Below are 14,378 nucleotides of genomic sequence, written 5' to 3'. Positions count from 1 at the left end.
TGGGGTTCTCGCACCGCTAACCTACGATCTGTTGTTGGCCGCCGACACTTCGTTTGGCGATGCCAAGGCGGGGTTGGAGGCGCTCGGCGTCTCGGTCGAAACTCTGGAGGCCGATCTATCAACTCTCGAAGGCGTCGACGCTCTGCTCGTGCGTGCCACCGGCCGGCAGATCGACTTGCTCTGCGCCAATGCCGGCCACGGCCTGGGCCATGCGTTTCTCGACCAGGAGGTTTCCGAGTGGCGGCATGTTATCGACACCAATCTGACCGGAACCCTTTATCTCCTGCAAAGCGTTCTGAAGTCGATGGCCGCCCGGAACGACGGCAAGGTACTTGTGACGGGATCAATCGCCGGGTTCATCCCCGGCAGCTTCAATGCCGTTTACAACTGCACCAAGGCATTCGTCGACAACTTCACAGAAGCGCTGCGCAATGAGCTGAAGGACCTTGATGGCATTACCCTGACTACTCTCATGCCAGGCGTCACCGATACGAATTTCTTCGACCGTGCCGGGCTTGGCAAAGATACCGATGTCGGGGCCGACGACAGCAAGGCCGATCCTGCGAAAGTCGCCAAGGATGGCTGGGACGCGCTGCAGGCCGGAAAGGGCACGGTCGTTTCTGGCTGGTTCAACAAGTTGCAGGTGGCGGCAGCCGGCGTCGTCCCTCAGTCTATGCTCGCCGAACAGCACCGGAAGATGGCCGAGCCAGGCAGCGCGCATTAGTCCCGCGACAAAAGCGGTCAGGGCCTCGATCTTTAACGCCCTTCCTCTTTTTTTAATCCCCGCGGGATCCAGCGAGCCGAAGGACGCCGAATTCGGGGAACGAGTCCGCCCGGGACGCGCTTAACCAGCAGATAACTAAAAAAACGGAGATATCCCATGACAGATTCCTTCACCGACGCGATTGCCCTGCTGAAGGCCGATCATAGAAAAGTCGAAGAACTCTTCGACAAGTTTGAAAGCGCCAAAAGTTCTTCGCAGAAGAAATCAATCTCCCATCAGATATGCCTTGAGCTCAAGATCCATACGGCCATCGAGGAAGAGATCTTCTACCCCAGTTTCCGCGGCAAGATCGAAGATGACACTCTCGATGAAGCCTATGTCGAACACGATGGCGCCAAGATTCTCATCAATGACATCGAGGCCGCCGCGCCCGAAGACAGCTTCTTTGCAGCCAAGGTCAAGGTGCTGTCGGAAGAGATCAAGCACCATGTCCACGAAGAGGAAATGCCCTCCGAGGGGATGTTCGCACAGTGCCGCAAGACAGACGTCGATCTCGTTGAACTGCGGGACCGTATGTTGGCGCGCAAAACCGAACTCTTGGCGATGGCGAAATCGGGCGGATTGCCGGCAGCCAAGCCCACTGCCGTCAACCTTGTCACAACATAAAGGAGCGACCTGATGGACGATAATGCCAGCAAGCGGGGCCCCTTGGGCGATGCCCGTCCCGACGCAGTCGATCCCCGTCGCCAAAAAGAAGGTCCGCTGAAGCCCGAAAAGGTGGAAGATCGCCCCAACGTGGGAACGGTCAAGCCTGAGGATTACCCGGAAGACCAGCGCGCGAAAGGCGCTGACAAGCCATGAAGAAGCCCAATCAACCGAGCGAGCGGAGGCTGAGCCGTGCGGGCATTTTCGTAGTCGCGGTTATCCTTGCGGTCATCGTCCTGGTTTTTGCCGGCCGCAACATCTGGCACGCAGAAAAACTCGACCAGGAACAGGAAACTGGCGTCAAGGAACAGAATGGCCTCAACTGAGGCTATCGCCGCTCCCTTCGCTTCCAGATCAATTCCCGGTCTTGGCGTGGGGAGCGGCGACGGGTTTCGATTCCGGGGACTCCCGCTGGCGCAGATAGATAGACAGTAACCGTCCGATTGTTACCGCGGTGGTTGGGCCTTGAAGCGAGTGGCGAGTTCGGGATCGTCAACGAAGTCATCGAGGAAGCCGTGCCAGGTCTGGGTGGTGCGGCGTGCTTCTCGAAGCATATCTGACAGTTCGTCGACGCCGTCGTCGGTGAGCGCCGTAATGGTCTCATCGGGGCCAGTGTAAACGCTGATGATGCTGCCGTATGTCAGATTGTCGCCGCTCCGGATGATGGCTTGCAACAGCTCCACGTCCTCGCCGAGCATTTCGGCAGCATAGGCCAGTGTGTGCACATGGGTGATCGTGGCCATCAGGCTACCTCTGCCAACGGTACCAAGGGCACCCATTTCCAAGGCAGCAATTCCTCGATCCGGTTGATCTTGTGATCATGGATACGGCCGAGCACGTCGGCGAGATAAGCCTGCGGATCAAGACCGTTCATCTTGGAACTTTCAATAAGCGTCATGGCTCGCGCCAGTGTTTCAGCGCCTGCTTCGGAGCCGGCGAATAGCCAGTTGCGTCTTCCTAGACCAATAGGTCTGACGGCTCGCTCAGCGGCATTGTTATCGATGGCGACGCGCCCGTCCTCGGTGAACAATGAGAAGGCTTGCCAGCGACCCAAGCCGTAACGAATAGCGCTGGCCAAGTCGCCCTTGACGGGAATGCGGGTGAGTTGCTGCTCGGCCCAGGCGCGCAACGCCTCGAGTTTGGGTTTGCTATGCTCCTGGCGGACGGCACGCCGAACATCGGCAGGTTTCCCGACAATTTCGCGTTCAATGTCGTACAGCTGGCCGATGCGATCGAGGGCTTCTCGCGCTATCGGGGATTTGTTCGCTTTCCAGATGTCGTGGAAGTCACGCCGCCAATGGGCGAAGCAGGCAGCTTCCCGGAAGCGCGGTTCGCCGTCCGCGCCGGGCTCATAGAGCTTCGCATATCCCTTATAGGCGTCGGCCTGGAGAATGCCGCTCGCATTGCAAAGGTGGCTTTGCACGTGCTCCGCCTTCCAGTTGGGGGCAAAGCGATAGACCACACCCGGCGGTGCCGGCCCGTTCCACGGGCGCTGATCGCAGACATAACCCCAGATCCTGCCTTGCTTCACGCCCTTGCCGAGCCCCTTGGCCCGCCTTGTGTGATCCAGCACCTGGATCGGTGTATCATCGGCGTGGATGACGGTGCTGGCAAGGACCGATGCCTCAATACGCTCGATCAAGGGCTGCAGGCTTCGCATCGCCTTGCCGCACCAGTCAGCCAGCGTGCTGCGGGGAATGTCAGCGCCCATGCGGGCAAGGATTTCGTTCTGCCGGTACAGCGGCAAGTGATCGTCGAACTTTGAGACGAGCACGTAGGCAAGCAGGCTGCTTCCGGCCATGCTGCCGGGGATCGGGCGGCTCGGAGCCGGCACCTGCACCATTTTCTCACAGCCGCGGCAGGACTTCTTCGGCCGCGCGACCTCGATCACCTTCAGCTTGGCGGTAATCATTTCGATGATTTCGCTTACGTCCTCGCCGACGAGGCGTAACTGGCCCCCGCAATCGGGACAAGCGCTGCCCGGGTCGAGTTCTTTTCGCTCGCGCGGGGTGTCAGGCGCAACGCGCGGGCGCCGGGCCATGGCCCGTGCACTGTCTACGTGCGCAGTGGCCTCATCCTCTTCGACATCACTCGGCGAAGCGACGGTTTGTGCCGCGGCGACCAGAATGTCCTCTAGGGCCAGTTCCAGCTGCTCGATCTCGCGTTCGATCTTTTCCGAGGATTTGCCGAAGGCCTGTTTCTTCAGTTTGGCAATGCGCAGACGCAGGGCCTGAACCACCAGATCATGTGCACGGACCGTTGCCGCCAGCTTCGCGTTTTCCGCCTGCAAGTCGGCGATTATCGCCTTCAGCAAAGCTGGGTCTTCGGGAAGATTTTGCGCCGCGCTCAGCATGATCCTGCTTACCAGCCAGGGGCAGGAATATCCATGAAAACAGGTAGATTCAGGAACAAAAATCAGCCCACATGGGCAGGCGGCGCGCCCCAATTTGGGCGCCTCCAGTCGATGCCTTCCCAAAGCATCGCGAGTTGTGCCGACGTCAGCCGCGCCGTCCCGTCTGCAGCGGAAGGCCAAGGAAAACGGCCACGCTGCAAGACCTTGTAGTACAGGCAAAATCCCTGCCCATCCCAGTACAGGAGCTTCACCCTGTCGCCGCGACGTCCTCGAAAAGCGAACACCGCGCCGCTTGTCGGTTTCTGTCGCAGCACCGTCTGGGCCAGCTGACCAAGACCAGAGATGCCTTTGCGCATGTCAGTGACGCCGCAGGCCAAGTAAACCCGCACGCCAGTTCCCGGCCCTATCACGCCGCCTCCACGCAGCGGATGAGCCGTGCCAGGGAGATGACCTCGATGTCGCTTCCAAAGCGCAAAGTCCGGCCTTTCGTCAGGCGCAGCTCAACCATGGACGTCGCGTCTGGGCCAGGGTCGTAAGCAACTTCAGGGGCTCGAACGGCAGGCAAGTCCAGGGGGAGAAAGACAGGTTCGGGGGCGGCTCCCAAGAGCCCGCGTTTCTTCAAATCATACCGCCAAGTATAAATCTGCTGTCGGGTTACATCGTGGCGCTGCGCCACCTCTGTCAGTGTAGCGCCATTCACGCCAACGGCACCAATGATCTCCAGCCGCTGCTGATCCGTCCACCGGCGCCGACGTTCCTGACCCAGTATCTCCACCCTCATCGCAATCCCCGATCAAGAGACGTCGTTAGCGACGTCGCTATGACCGTCTCTTAAGAGATTATCGCGCCATCAGGCAGGCGGTCCCAATCGGACGGTTACGATAGACAGCACCACCAGCACGGCTGTCGAGAGAAATTCGCTTTGCCAGTTCTGGAACGATTCGAACCACAGCTGCGGATCGAAAAGATATTCGAGGAGCGTGGACGGCGCCTGACCATGGGATAGCGCCTCCTCTGCGGCCACTTGCGCGCTTTGGGTCCAGTGGATCACGAACGAGATCACGAACAAAGCTCCCAGAGCAATCCCCAGAGAACGGGCGTAAAGCGCACGCCAGACGCGGCCCCATCTGAGGATCTTGGGCGCACCCGACTTGTTGGCCTGTAGGGCCAGCTCGGAATCGCGCGGCGGCTCATCCGGATCTTTCGATTCCGCTGATCCCTTCTGAACAAGAAATGCAGTGAGGATCACGTAGGCCGACATTTGCAGGAACTCGCTCTCCCAATTTTCGAAAACCGAGGAGAGGAACTGCGGGCTGCGCGCATAGTCCCAGATACTGTCGGCATGCTGCCCGTGGCGCACCGCGTCTTCGATCGCCACCCTCCAGCCGGTAAACCACTGACCGAGAATGCTCAATGCAAAGAGCACCACCAAAACGAGCGTAAGGCCGTTATTCTTCAGAAAGGCTGGCATTATGCGCTCTCCCTCCCACCAATGAATGCATGTGGGGACGAAACCTGGGATGGCTGGCCCAATACAGATGGCATGGAGGAATATTTCGCCATTCGTACCGGCTGCGAACCGAATAGAAGTAACGTCTCAGCAGCGGCTTCACGCTGGTTCTCATCTGATATGCGGCGAAACTGCCGTGCTGGCTCAGAACCGACGCGCTGGCCTCAGCGATTTGAGCGCCCACGGCGTGGTTCAGCGTCGAGAATGGAAGTCCTGAGACAATGCAATCCACCTGCGAAAGGCCGTGATCGCTCAATATTTTTGCAACGTCCTGGGCGAGGCCGCGCACTACGGAAAGGCGCGGGTCACGTATGGAACTTTGCAAGTGGTCCACGAATTCGCCGCCTGGCTCGATCGCGATCAGGCGAGTCCCGCGGCGCATCCGCGCCAGGGCCGCTGAGGTAAAACGTCCGGTTCCGGGGCCGAACTCCACCAGAACCCCAATCCTCGGCCAGTTTAGCGGCTCGAATACCCGGTCGACCAGACGTTCCGTTGCTGGAAACGCCGATCCGACCTTCGCCGGGTCCCGAACAAATTCGGCTAACGCGATCCGTGCGCTGCTTTTCGCTAAAGACCATGGCTTGGTCGACATCGGCTTTCCTCTCGCGCCACATGCATTTTCAACCGGCGGCAAGGCCTCGCGGTTCCAAAGACTACTGATGGCTTTCGCAAAACGGGATGTTCCGAGTTTAGCCGAACCATTTGTCGCGAACCCATCAGCCAGCCAGACGTTGCACTATCAACAGCGATCCCGTGCGGGATGTCGCCTCCAAGGAGAACGCCGATGGCACTCAAGGCTCTGGCTATCAATTGCACGCTGAAATCCGATCCGAGTGAAGCATCTTCGAGCGACGCGATGATCGCGGTCCTCAAGAAGGCCTTCGCCGGACGACAGGTATCCGTCTCCGAAACCGTCCGTGTCGCCGCGCTCAACATCCTGCCCGGTGTCACCTCCGACGAGGGAGAAGGTGACGACTGGCCCGCCCTTCGGGAGAAGATCCTCGCGCATGATATTCTGATTTTCGGCGGACCGATCTGGATGGGGCAGATCGGCAGCATTGCCAAACGCGTGCTCGAACGCATGGATGCGTTTCTCGATGAGACAGACGATGCCGGACGTATGCCGAGTTATGGCAAGGTCGCGGTCGCGGCGATCGTGGGGAATGAGGACGGCGCACATTTTTCCTCCGCCCAGCTTTTCCAGGCTCTCAACGATGTCGGTTGGACGATCCCTGCGGTGGCCGCTTGCTATTGGGTGGGTGAAGCGATGGGCTCTACCGACTTCAAGGACCTGGATGAAACACCTGAAATGGTCGCGAAGACAGCAAAAATGGTGGCCGGGAATGCGGCCCACCTCGCAGGACTGTTAAAGACGGCCCCCTACCCCGGATAGCAAATGGAAGCTTTGAAGCCCGCGAGGCTTGGGTACGAAAGGACTGCCAATATGACGGATAGTAAGGACAAAGGTGTCGCAGCAGGCATCGGCGCGGTCATCAAGGGTTACGCGAAAAGGCTTGCCGGAGAAATCGCCCCGCGTCCCGACCTCGTCCTAGAAGGAGAAAAGGAGCAGACTAAAGGCCTGCGTCGCATCCGCCAGTCCCGACAGGAAACAGCGGAACAAAAACCCGACTGACGGCGCGGATTAGCCGCGCAGGGTCAGACCCTGCCCGAACAGCAAACCGGAGCGCATATGGATCACCCCGCGACAGGCACCGCCCTGCTGATCATGGACATGATCAACTGCTTTGACTTTCCGGGGGGGGAAACTCTCGAGCCTCGGGCAAGGACAATCGTACCGGTTATCGAAGGCCTCATCGGGCAATGCGATGCGCTCGACTACCCCGTCATCTATGTGAACGACAATTTCGGAGAATGGCATTCGGACCGTTCCGCGTTGATTGATCACGCATTGGAACGACCCAATCCGATCGCCGAAAGACTCCGCCCACGGGACAAGGACTATTTCATCCTCAAACCGCAGTTCTCCGGGTTTTACGCGACGAATTTGCCCGTGTTGCTGCCCAAGCTCGGCGTCACGCGCTTGGTGCTGACCGGGATCGCGGCGGATATCTGCATTTTGTTCACCGCGGCTGACGCCCATATGCAAGATTACACCCTGTGGATTCCGGCAGATGCAGTTGCGGGCGAGGACGAAAGTCGGGAAAAATGGGCTCTGAAGATCGCCAACGCCTCGATGAACGCTCGGATCGATTCCACCGTCAACATGGCGCTTTCGGCATGGAAGTGCGGTGACTTGGCGGGTTGATCAGGCCCCGGCTCGAGCGCCGGACACGAGATAACGCCATACGCCAACCGCGTTGATTGCCAGCAGGACCAGATTTTGCCAGCCAATGCCTTCGCTATCCGGATTGAGGAATCCCCACGCGATGAGGGCAAGTGAACTGGAAACAAAGATCACCATCGCCCGGCCGGTCCATAGCCTCCCCAGATTGAGGGATACCAGAAGCGATGCGACAACGGCCGCGCCTGCGCCGTAGTATTGAAGCGCGTCTCTCGCCCAATCGGGCATATCACGCCTTTCCGCGCCGAACGACGCTGATCTTGCCTCCGCGCTCCAATGTGGCGAGTTCCACCTCGTCGGCATGCCTGACTTGCTCCATCCGCAAGCCTTCCATGAGATCGGCTGTGCTGATGCCATGGCGTTTCATGGCCTCGGCGTCGATCCGACCGTCTTTGATGAGGACAGTCGAGCGTCCTTTGACAAAGCTCGCCAATGGGTTCCAGCGAACCGTGGCCATCGCGACAAGGCGGTGCAGCACGACCAGCAAAAGCGTCGCTGCCAGAGCAGGAAGGAATGGCGCTTTGCCGGTCATGGCGCGACTGATGTTCGAGCCGACAATTATGGCCACGATAATATCAAGCGGCGTGAGGCTGGAAAATGTCCGCCTGCCAGCGATACGGATGCATGCGATCCCATAGATGAACAGGATGACCGCTCGGGCACAGAGCTGTGCCGTGCTGGGCGATCCCTGGTCAGAGCCCACGATCGATTGCACCCATTCCATTCCCGTTCTCCCGAACCGTCTATCCGGCAGTGGCCAGCATCGCGGCGACGGCGATCGCCATCACCGCTGTCGCCATCCAACCGAAAGCGCGCAGCGACGCCGGCGCAACGAACCGCTGCATGATCTGCCTCCGCGCGACGACCAGCATGAGGCCTATCAGCACGGGTACGGCCACCACGCCGTTTAGGACTGCGCTCCAGAACAACGCCTTCATGGGACTGAAGGGGGACCAATCGATACCGATCGAGAGGACAACCCCCAGCGCGATCACGAAATAGAAAGCCTTCGCCCTGCGAGGCTTGTCCTCGAGGCTCGCATTCCAGCCGCCAATTTCCGACGCCGCGTAGGCAGAGGATCCGGCAAGCACGGGCACGGCCAGCAGGCCGGTACCTACGATCCCGAGGCAGAAGATCGCGAAAGCGAAGTTCCCCGCCACCGGCTGCAATGCCTTCGCGGCATCGGCGGCGCTCTGGATATCTGTCTTGCCGGTATTGTGCAGCGTCGCAGCCGTCCCGAGGATGATGGCAAGCGCCACTATGTTGGAAACCGCCATGCCGGCGAATGTGTCCCAGCGGATACGCTTCAAGGCGTCCGGGGCCTGATCCTTACGCTCCAATAGAGGTTCGCGCTCTTCATCGTTATCGAGTTCCTCGACTTCCTGGGCCGCTTGCCAGAAAAACAGATATGGGCTGATGGTCGTGCCAAAGATAGCGACGATCGTCGTGATCTCGTCGGTGCCCGAGATCTTGGGAATGAAGAGGCCCGTGACCACCTCGGACCACTCGATCTTCACCATGAATAGCAGCGCTACATAGGCGAAGAGAACAAGCGTGAGCCATTTCAGCCACGACGAATAGCGATGATAAGGGATGCGCATTTGCAATCCCAATGAAACCAGGGCGAAGATCGCTGTGAAGATATGCTTGTTGATGGGAGCAACCAGGCTGCTTGCTTCGCCCATGGCCGCCAGATCGGCGCCGACATTGATAGTGTTTGCGACGAACAGCAGAATGGCAATCATGATGATCAGCCATCGCGGCATGATCTTTTTCAAGCTGTGCGCAAGTCCTTTGCCGGTCACCCGTCCAACGCGCGCGCTGGCAAGCTGGACAGCGACCATCAGGGGATAGCACAGCACCATAGTCCACATGAGACCAGTGCCGAACTGGGCGCCGGTCTGGGAGTACGTGGCTATCCCACTGGGATCGTCGTCGGCGGCTCCGGTTACTAGCCCCGGCCCAAGCCGCCGCAGCTTTTCGCCAATGCTCACAATAACTCCGCGAAAAGGCACGTTTCTGCAAAATCCATGAGGCTCTTCCCGTTATTGCTCTATCAGGGAAATAAATCCTTCCCGCCTTCGCAGGTTGCCAGATCTGACCATCAGCAGGCGCGCCGCCCCCCCAATTCAGGTCGAACGGGTGGAAATTGCGCTAAGATCCAATGCGGCTTCGAGCGAATGGCTGATTCCCATCGGTGGCTCCTTTCCGCCGGCTCTGTTCAATCCATCCGTTGTTCAAGCCCTGATTTAGCGCCCTCTTCCGCAGCCTGTGCTACAGAGCGCTCGAACATCTTTTTGAGGATCAACCCCACCGCAAATGTCACGGTGGCAGTCACGACCGCCTTTGCCGCGGTTTCTTCAAGCGTCCGGACGAACCGTTTTTCCTTCTCGCGGCCGCTCGCAGCTTCGGACAGCTTTTTCAGTCGATTGATCATGCTCTGTGCTCCGTCGTCCTCCCACCGCCCATGTAAGCTCGCGATCCGAAGCCCGGTTCCAGAGCCGCACACGTTGTTCGATTTTTGCTGACAGCCCGGCCTCTCTTTTCGCGGGTCCCTCAGGCGTAAATGGCCCGGTAGGCCCCACACACCGGAGACTGGCATGCGCCTGAAGGCATGTGACCGGCAGGGAGGCTTGCTTGCCATCGGCACTTCGCTAAGATCGCAGCAATCGGTGCGGCATTACAGTCGGCGCCCAGCGATCGGGCCCGTTTATGGATAAATTCTTCGTCAGCACAGACCGATGACACGAGGGTTGCCAGGTGATGACGACCAACACCCGGTGTCAGCCGAGGTCCAGCGCCTGAGGTTGTTCAGCCGCATCGCGCAAACCGTCGCAGGCGACTTTGATCTGGAGGATCTGGTTCAAAAGGTCACCGATGCAGCCACTCAGGCGTCCGGCGGCAAGTTCGGTGCGTTCTTCTACAACCAGATTGACGACCAGGGCGAGATATACAGCCTTTACACGCTTTCCGGCGTTTCCCGGTCCCACTTTGCCGGCTTTCCAATGCCGCGCAATACGGCAGTCTTTGCCCCGACCTTCGATGGAACCGGCGTGGTGCGGTCCCATGATATTCGCGCGGACCCGCGATTCGGGCTGAATAGCCCATACTTCGGAACGCCGAAGGGGCATCTGCCTGTCGTTAGTTATCTCGCTGTCCCGGTGATTTCCAGGAAGGGTACCGTCCACGGCGGCCTCTTCATCGCACATGAGAAGCCGGGCGTGTTCGATGAAGAAGCAGAAGAAGTCGTGAAGGCAATTGCTGCCCACGCCGCAATCGCCATCGACAATGCCGCGCTCATTGCCGACGCAAGAAAAGAAGCCGAGCTTCGCCGGGTCGCCCAGCACGCCGGTGCAAAACTCGCCGCGATCGTCGAAAGTTCAGAAGACGCGATCGTCAGCAAATCGCTCGACGGCACGATCATGAGCTGGAACGAAAGTGCCCAGCGCCTCTTCGGATACACGGCTGACGAGGTGATTGGGCAGCCGATTTCGTTGCTCATACCTGAGGATCGACTGCACGAAGAGGACGAGATCCTTTCGCGTATCCGGTCAGGAGAGAGAACCGAGCACTTCGAGACCGTCCGCAGACGAAAGGATGGCTCGGCGATCCATGTTTCTCTTTCGGTTTCGCCGATCCGCGATGAAGCAGGTGATCTGCCCCCACCGAGTGGACCGATTGGTTTGTTAGTGCATTAAGCTCATCACCGCCATATCCGGACGGAGGTGGAGCGAAGCGGAACCGGAGGCCGGATATGGCGGTGTCGCCGTTTCTGGTGCCGGCGGTCGGTAGCCCAGGCTGCTGTGAGGGCGAACGGTGTTGTAATGCCGCCGCCATGCCTCGATCAGTACCTTGGCCTCCGCGAGGCTGTAGAAGATCTCGCCGTTGAGCAGTTCGTCGCGAAGCGACCCGTTGAAGCTTTCGTTATAGCCATTCTCCCATGGTGATCCCGGTGTGATGTAGAGTGTCTTCACGCCGATCTGGCCCAGCCATTTCTGGACGGCGGTCGCGATAAATTCGCTGCCATTATCGGACCGTATATGTGCAGGCGGACCGCGCGAGATGAACAGGTCGGCCAGGGCCGCCAGAACATCCTCATGCTTGAGCTGCCGTACAACGATGAGCGCCAGGCATTCCCTGCTGGCCTCGTCGATGATCGTGAGGATGCGGAACTTGCGGCCATCATGCGTCCGTCCCTCGACGAAATCGTAGGCCCAGACATGTCCCGGATATTCGGGCCGCAGGCGGATGCATGAACCGTCATTGAGCCACAGGCGTCCCCGCTTTGGCTGACGCAGCGGAACCTTCAGCCCCTCACGCCGCCAGATCCGCTCAACCCGTTTATGGTTCACCGTCCATCCCGCATGGCACAGCAATGCCGTCACCCGGCGATAGCCATAACGGCCATATTGCTTCGCCAAAGCGATGATATCCTCTGTCAGCGCCTGTTCGTCATCCGCCCCGCGCGGCACCTTGCGTTGTGTCGATCGATGCTGACCCAGCACCCGGCATATCCGTCGCTCGGACACCGGAAGCTCTCGTCGTACATGATCGATGCAGCGCCGCCGCCGCGCAGGGCTCAGAAGTTTCCCTTGGCAGCCTCCTGCAGGATCAGCTTGTCCAGCGTCAGGTCCGAAATCGCCCGGCGAAGACGCTGGTTCTCTTTCTCCAGATCCTTCATACGCCGCGCCTGGTCCGTCTTCAGGCCGCCATATTCCTTCCGCCAGCGATAATAGGTTTGCTCGCTGACCGCGATCCGGCGGCAGGCTTCAGCCGTGCTCGCTCCCTGCGCCAGCACAATCTCAACTTCACGCAGCTTGCCGATAATCTCTTCCGGCTTGTGCTTCTTGCTCGGCATTCATCGTCCCTTTCGTGGTCCAGACTATCATAGTCTCTGGGCCACTCAGCGGGGGGCAGGTCAGGACCGCCCAGCATCTGCTGGTACTCGATGGGCAAGGACTGAATTTCGCGAAACAGCCAAACATGACCGCCACCACGGACACCGCCAACCCAGATCCGGTGAGCCTCTCCTGGCGCTATGTCGATTTTCAGACTGCCTTCGGGATCTTCCTTCCTCCACGGAAGTTCCACCGTGCCGACAATTCGTGTCGGCTCTCTCCCATCGGAACGGACGGCCTCTACCGCGATTAGCCTTGCCCGGCACCCCTGCACCGCCGTCTCACCGGTGTTGATGCAGGAAAGCGCAACCACGTCGTGCACCCATCGATTGATCACGGTTTGACGCGTGCCGCCCAGCGACTGCGAGGTCGTACCGCCCAGGGTAATGACGTCGATCACGGGAGGGTCGGGCAGACCAAGTTCCAGTCTGGGCCGTCGCAAACTTTCGGCGGCTCCACGCTTTTGGTGCTCTTCCGCCCAAAGCCAATAGGGAGACATCGCAAGTCGGAAGAGAATGATGACCAAGAATACGGCCAGGAAAGCCATATTGGGCACAGAGGTCACCGTCTTTTCGACGTGTTCTCCCGGATGCTAGAAGAGAAGAACGAGGCCGACACAAAGAGAAAGCGAACTGATCCAGCCCTCAATCCGCTTGAACCAGCCGGCAAATGCTCGCTGAAGGCAATCTCGATAGAAACGGAGCGGATTCGTCTTCATCGCGTGACATTGCAGACAGGAGTACCGCCTGTCACGTGGCCCGGCATGAAAAAGCCATTCATTCCTTTGATTTGGCCGGCAATCGATCTCCGCCCCGCCCGCAGAGCCCACTTGTTCGCAGTCCGATAACTTCAGGCTACCGGAACTACCGCGACCTCCACGGATACCCGCGATACCGTGTAGAGCGATACGGCGCCGCCGGTGGCCCGCGCCGGTTCGAAGAGCGCCAGATTGATGCCGTCGCTTACCGAGCTGCGATAGACGACGCCGTCGAACCCGAGCTTCTTGATGAACTCGCACAGATATTGGCTCGGAATGTAATCGATCGCCGCGCCCGATGGCAGAACCGGACGCGTAAGCTCCTCACCAAGACGCTCAAGGAGCGGCAGGTCCGCTCGAAGCTGGCCTATCGGCCTTGGATCCTGCACGATGAATGGAGAAACGCCCTTGCGCGGCGCTCGCAAATCCACGGCACGGATCGGCGGAACCTCGAAGTTCGCGACGCAGGCGATCTCGCCTGTATGCGGCCGCACTTCGGCTGCGGCCGTGGTGGCGGTAGAGCCGAGATAGAGGTAGGGAATGCCGGCGGGATTCGCCCTGCCGTGGCTCGCCAGGCGCTTGGGCGGCGGCCCCATTTCCGCAATCTGATAACTGACATCGCCGGTGCGGATACGGGCGCGAAACCACTGCGTCGGCAAGTCCGTCGCAACGAGATAATCCAGGAGCTGGGCCAATCGGTCCTTGTCGAAACTGACGTCCAGAAACCAGCGGTTCTGGTACATCATCTCATCACGCAGGGTCTCCCACTGCATGAGCGCCTCGCTCTTGTAGCTTGGCGAGGGGATGAACTTTCCTCGTACGATTTGGCCGTCATCGAGAATGTCGGCAAGCAGTTCCTTGGTGTGCGCCGCATCCATCCTTGGATGGGAAAACAGCTGCCAGTCCCGCTTCAGCCAGTCGGCGATCGGTTCGCCGTCTTCGTGCGGCTCATAGACGCTGATCAAAGGTCCGAACCAATCCGCCAGAGCGGAAGGTTCGATCAGCAAGACATCCTCGGTCCCGCAATAGTCGCATTGCCCTCCGGTCGCCCCAAGGAACGGGAAGACGTGATCGCGCAAATGGTGGTCGCCGAAACATTCCGGGCAGCACTGACGCTTGGCCACGGCCC

General features: G+C 59.5%; 21 protein-coding genes and 1 pseudogene. 9 read left to right on the top strand and 13 right to left on the bottom strand.

Annotation, left to right across the window (positions count from 1 at the left end):
- Positions 1 to 22: 22 nt before the first annotated feature.
- The 4 genes and pseudogenes from CA833_RS19805 to CA833_RS19790 all read left to right on the top strand — a co-directional run.
- Positions 23 to 724, top strand: a pseudogene (locus CA833_RS19805) (SDR family NAD(P)-dependent oxidoreductase); the annotation flags it as partial.
- 156 nt (positions 725 to 880) lie between these two features.
- Entirely contained in the window at positions 881 to 1,390 is a 510-nt protein-coding gene (locus CA833_RS19800; protein ID WP_207080899.1) for a hemerythrin domain-containing protein, read from the top strand.
- A 12-nt stretch (positions 1,391 to 1,402) separates the two neighbouring features.
- A complete protein-coding gene (locus CA833_RS19795; protein WP_207080898.1) occupies positions 1,403 to 1,585 on the top strand; it encodes a hypothetical protein in 183 nt (60 codons plus the stop codon).
- Positions 1,582 to 1,755, top strand: a complete 174-nt coding sequence (locus tag CA833_RS19790) for a hypothetical protein (protein ID WP_207080897.1) — start codon at positions 1,582 to 1,584, stop codon at positions 1,753 to 1,755. The genes CA833_RS19795 and CA833_RS19790 overlap by 4 nt, the downstream gene beginning before the upstream one ends.
- 28 nt (positions 1,756 to 1,783) lie before the next feature.
- Here the strand turns inward: CA833_RS19790 and CA833_RS27320 are convergent, their stop codons facing one another.
- The 7 genes from CA833_RS27320 to CA833_RS19760 all read right to left on the bottom strand — a co-directional run bounded on the left by CA833_RS27320 (position 1,784) and on the right by CA833_RS19760 (position 5,884).
- Complete coding sequence (locus tag CA833_RS27320; protein WP_370584617.1) at positions 1,784 to 1,855, bottom strand: DUF6766 family protein; 72 nt, start codon at positions 1,853 to 1,855, stop codon at positions 1,784 to 1,786.
- A 20-nt stretch (positions 1,856 to 1,875) separates the two neighbouring features.
- A complete protein-coding gene (locus CA833_RS19785) occupies positions 1,876 to 2,172 on the bottom strand; it encodes a hypothetical protein (RefSeq protein WP_207079233.1) in 297 nt (98 codons plus the stop codon).
- On the bottom strand, positions 2,172 to 3,782 hold the full coding sequence (locus CA833_RS19780; protein WP_207079232.1) for an IS66 family transposase: 1,611 nt from the start codon (positions 3,780 to 3,782) through the stop codon (positions 2,172 to 2,174). The genes CA833_RS19785 and CA833_RS19780 overlap by 1 nt, the downstream gene beginning before the upstream one ends.
- Before the next feature lie 62 nt (positions 3,783 to 3,844).
- Complete coding sequence (gene tnpB, locus CA833_RS19775; RefSeq protein WP_348635608.1) at positions 3,845 to 4,171, bottom strand: IS66 family insertion sequence element accessory protein TnpB; 327 nt, start codon at positions 4,169 to 4,171, stop codon at positions 3,845 to 3,847.
- Positions 4,172 to 4,188: 17 nt separating this feature from the next.
- Positions 4,189 to 4,563: a transposase gene (locus CA833_RS27315; RefSeq protein WP_370584539.1), complete on the bottom strand. Its 375-nt coding sequence runs from the start codon at positions 4,561 to 4,563 to the stop codon at positions 4,189 to 4,191.
- A gap of 69 nt (positions 4,564 to 4,632) precedes the next feature.
- A complete protein-coding gene (locus CA833_RS19765; protein WP_207080896.1) occupies positions 4,633 to 5,253 on the bottom strand; it encodes a DUF6766 family protein in 621 nt (206 codons plus the stop codon).
- The gene (locus CA833_RS19760) at positions 5,231 to 5,884 is read right to left on the bottom strand and encodes a class I SAM-dependent methyltransferase (RefSeq protein WP_207080895.1); all 654 of its coding nucleotides are present in this window, start codon (positions 5,882 to 5,884) and stop codon (positions 5,231 to 5,233) included. Before CA833_RS19760 ends, CA833_RS19765 begins: the two co-directional genes overlap by 23 nt.
- 192 nt (positions 5,885 to 6,076) lie before the next feature.
- On the opposite strand from CA833_RS19760, the gene CA833_RS19755 reads away from it, so the two are divergent.
- Genes CA833_RS19755 through CA833_RS19745 form a run of 3 tightly spaced genes read left to right on the top strand, consistent with a single transcriptional unit; the run spans position 6,077 to position 7,558 of the window.
- Entirely contained in the window at positions 6,077 to 6,685 is a 609-nt protein-coding gene (locus CA833_RS19755) for a flavodoxin family protein (RefSeq protein WP_207080894.1), read from the top strand.
- Positions 6,686 to 6,736: 51 nt separating this feature from the next.
- Positions 6,737 to 6,925 (top strand): hypothetical protein, encoded by a 189-nt coding sequence (locus CA833_RS19750; protein WP_207080893.1) that lies wholly within the window; start codon positions 6,737 to 6,739, stop codon positions 6,923 to 6,925.
- Between the two features lie 57 nt (positions 6,926 to 6,982).
- Positions 6,983 to 7,558, top strand: coding sequence for an isochorismatase family cysteine hydrolase (locus tag CA833_RS19745; RefSeq protein WP_207080892.1), 576 nt, complete (start codon positions 6,983 to 6,985; stop codon positions 7,556 to 7,558).
- On the opposite strand, the gene CA833_RS19740 is transcribed toward CA833_RS19745, so the two are convergent.
- The 4 genes from CA833_RS19740 to CA833_RS19725 all read right to left on the bottom strand — a co-directional run bounded on the left by CA833_RS19740 (position 7,559) and on the right by CA833_RS19725 (position 10,031).
- Entirely contained in the window at positions 7,559 to 7,822 is a 264-nt protein-coding gene (locus CA833_RS19740; protein ID WP_207080891.1) for a hypothetical protein, read from the bottom strand. It abuts the gene before it with no gap.
- A gap of 1 nt (position 7,823) precedes the next feature.
- Positions 7,824 to 8,318 carry a DUF421 domain-containing protein gene (locus CA833_RS19735; protein WP_207080890.1) on the bottom strand — a complete coding sequence of 165 codons (495 nt, stop codon included), beginning with the start codon at positions 8,316 to 8,318 and terminating at the stop codon, positions 7,824 to 7,826.
- Positions 8,319 to 8,337: 19 nt separating this feature from the next.
- Complete coding sequence (locus CA833_RS19730) at positions 8,338 to 9,588, bottom strand: Nramp family divalent metal transporter (protein ID WP_207080889.1); 1,251 nt, start codon at positions 9,586 to 9,588, stop codon at positions 8,338 to 8,340.
- Between the two features lie 227 nt (positions 9,589 to 9,815).
- Positions 9,816 to 10,031 carry a hypothetical protein gene (locus CA833_RS19725; protein ID WP_207080888.1) on the bottom strand — a complete coding sequence of 72 codons (216 nt, stop codon included), beginning with the start codon at positions 10,029 to 10,031 and terminating at the stop codon, positions 9,816 to 9,818.
- A gap of 304 nt (positions 10,032 to 10,335) precedes the next feature.
- Between CA833_RS19725 and CA833_RS27020 the strand changes: the two genes are divergently transcribed.
- The gene (locus tag CA833_RS27020) at positions 10,336 to 11,292 is read left to right on the top strand and encodes a PAS domain S-box protein (protein WP_242526547.1); all 957 of its coding nucleotides are present in this window, start codon (positions 10,336 to 10,338) and stop codon (positions 11,290 to 11,292) included.
- Here the strand turns inward: CA833_RS27020 and CA833_RS19710 are convergent.
- Positions 11,281 to 12,452, bottom strand: a protein-coding gene (locus tag CA833_RS19710; protein WP_207080887.1) for an IS3 family transposase whose coding sequence is annotated in 2 segments (ribosomal slippage) — positions 11,281 to 12,188 and positions 12,188 to 12,452 — 1,173 coding nt in all. Because the reading frame shifts where the segments join, the coding sequence is not laid out codon by codon here. The two genes, CA833_RS27020 and CA833_RS19710, sit on opposite strands and share 12 nt — an antisense overlap.
- Positions 12,453 to 12,577: 125 nt before the next feature.
- Here CA833_RS19710 and CA833_RS19705 point away from each other — a divergent pair.
- A complete protein-coding gene (locus CA833_RS19705) occupies positions 12,578 to 12,745 on the top strand; it encodes a hypothetical protein (RefSeq protein WP_207080886.1) in 168 nt (55 codons plus the stop codon).
- Between the two features lie 596 nt (positions 12,746 to 13,341).
- Here the strand turns inward: CA833_RS19705 and CA833_RS19700 are convergent.
- Complete coding sequence (locus CA833_RS19700) at positions 13,342 to 14,373, bottom strand: RES family NAD+ phosphorylase (protein ID WP_207080885.1); 1,032 nt, start codon at positions 14,371 to 14,373, stop codon at positions 13,342 to 13,344.
- Between the last annotated feature and the right edge of the window lie 5 nt (positions 14,374 to 14,378).

The sequence above is a fragment of the Novosphingobium sp. KA1 genome, assembly GCF_017309955.1.
Taxonomy (GTDB): Bacteria; Pseudomonadota; Alphaproteobacteria; order Sphingomonadales; family Sphingomonadaceae; genus Novosphingobium.
This window is presented reverse-complemented; position numbering and strand designations above follow the sequence as displayed.

Excerpts from the sequence above, each read along its gene's own strand:
- CA833_RS19725 (WP_207080888.1), bottom strand. The coding sequence starts at position 10,031 with ATGATCAATCGACTGAAAAAGCTGTCCGAAGCTGCGAGCGGCCGCGAG.
- CA833_RS19760 (WP_207080895.1), bottom strand. The coding sequence starts at position 5,884 with ATGTCGACCAAGCCATGGTCTTTAGCGAAAAGCAGCGCACGGATCGCG.
- CA833_RS19790 (WP_207080897.1), top strand. The coding sequence starts at position 1,582 with ATGAAGAAGCCCAATCAACCGAGCGAGCGGAGGCTGAGCCGTGCGGGC.
- CA833_RS19785 (WP_207079233.1), bottom strand. The coding sequence starts at position 2,172 with ATGGCCACGATCACCCATGTGCACACACTGGCCTATGCTGCCGAAATG.
- CA833_RS19735 (WP_207080890.1), bottom strand. The coding sequence starts at position 8,318 with ATGGAATGGGTGCAATCGATCGTGGGCTCTGACCAGGGATCGCCCAGC.
- CA833_RS19795 (WP_207080898.1), top strand. The coding sequence starts at position 1,403 with ATGGACGATAATGCCAGCAAGCGGGGCCCCTTGGGCGATGCCCGTCCC.
- CA833_RS19745 (WP_207080892.1), top strand. The coding sequence starts at position 6,983 with ATGGATCACCCCGCGACAGGCACCGCCCTGCTGATCATGGACATGATC.
- CA833_RS27315 (WP_370584539.1), bottom strand. The coding sequence starts at position 4,563 with ATGAGGGTGGAGATACTGGGTCAGGAACGTCGGCGCCGGTGGACGGAT.
- CA833_RS19750 (WP_207080893.1), top strand. The coding sequence starts at position 6,737 with ATGACGGATAGTAAGGACAAAGGTGTCGCAGCAGGCATCGGCGCGGTC.
- CA833_RS19780 (WP_207079232.1), bottom strand. The coding sequence starts at position 3,782 with ATGCTGAGCGCGGCGCAAAATCTTCCCGAAGACCCAGCTTTGCTGAAG.
- CA833_RS19800 (WP_207080899.1), top strand. The coding sequence starts at position 881 with ATGACAGATTCCTTCACCGACGCGATTGCCCTGCTGAAGGCCGATCAT.
- CA833_RS19755 (WP_207080894.1), top strand. The coding sequence starts at position 6,077 with ATGGCACTCAAGGCTCTGGCTATCAATTGCACGCTGAAATCCGATCCG.
- CA833_RS27020 (WP_242526547.1), top strand. The coding sequence starts at position 10,336 with ATGACACGAGGGTTGCCAGGTGATGACGACCAACACCCGGTGTCAGCC.
- CA833_RS19705 (WP_207080886.1), top strand. The coding sequence starts at position 12,578 with ATGACCGCCACCACGGACACCGCCAACCCAGATCCGGTGAGCCTCTCC.
- CA833_RS19765 (WP_207080896.1), bottom strand. The coding sequence starts at position 5,253 with ATGCCAGCCTTTCTGAAGAATAACGGCCTTACGCTCGTTTTGGTGGTG.
- CA833_RS19740 (WP_207080891.1), bottom strand. The coding sequence starts at position 7,822 with ATGCCCGATTGGGCGAGAGACGCGCTTCAATACTACGGCGCAGGCGCG.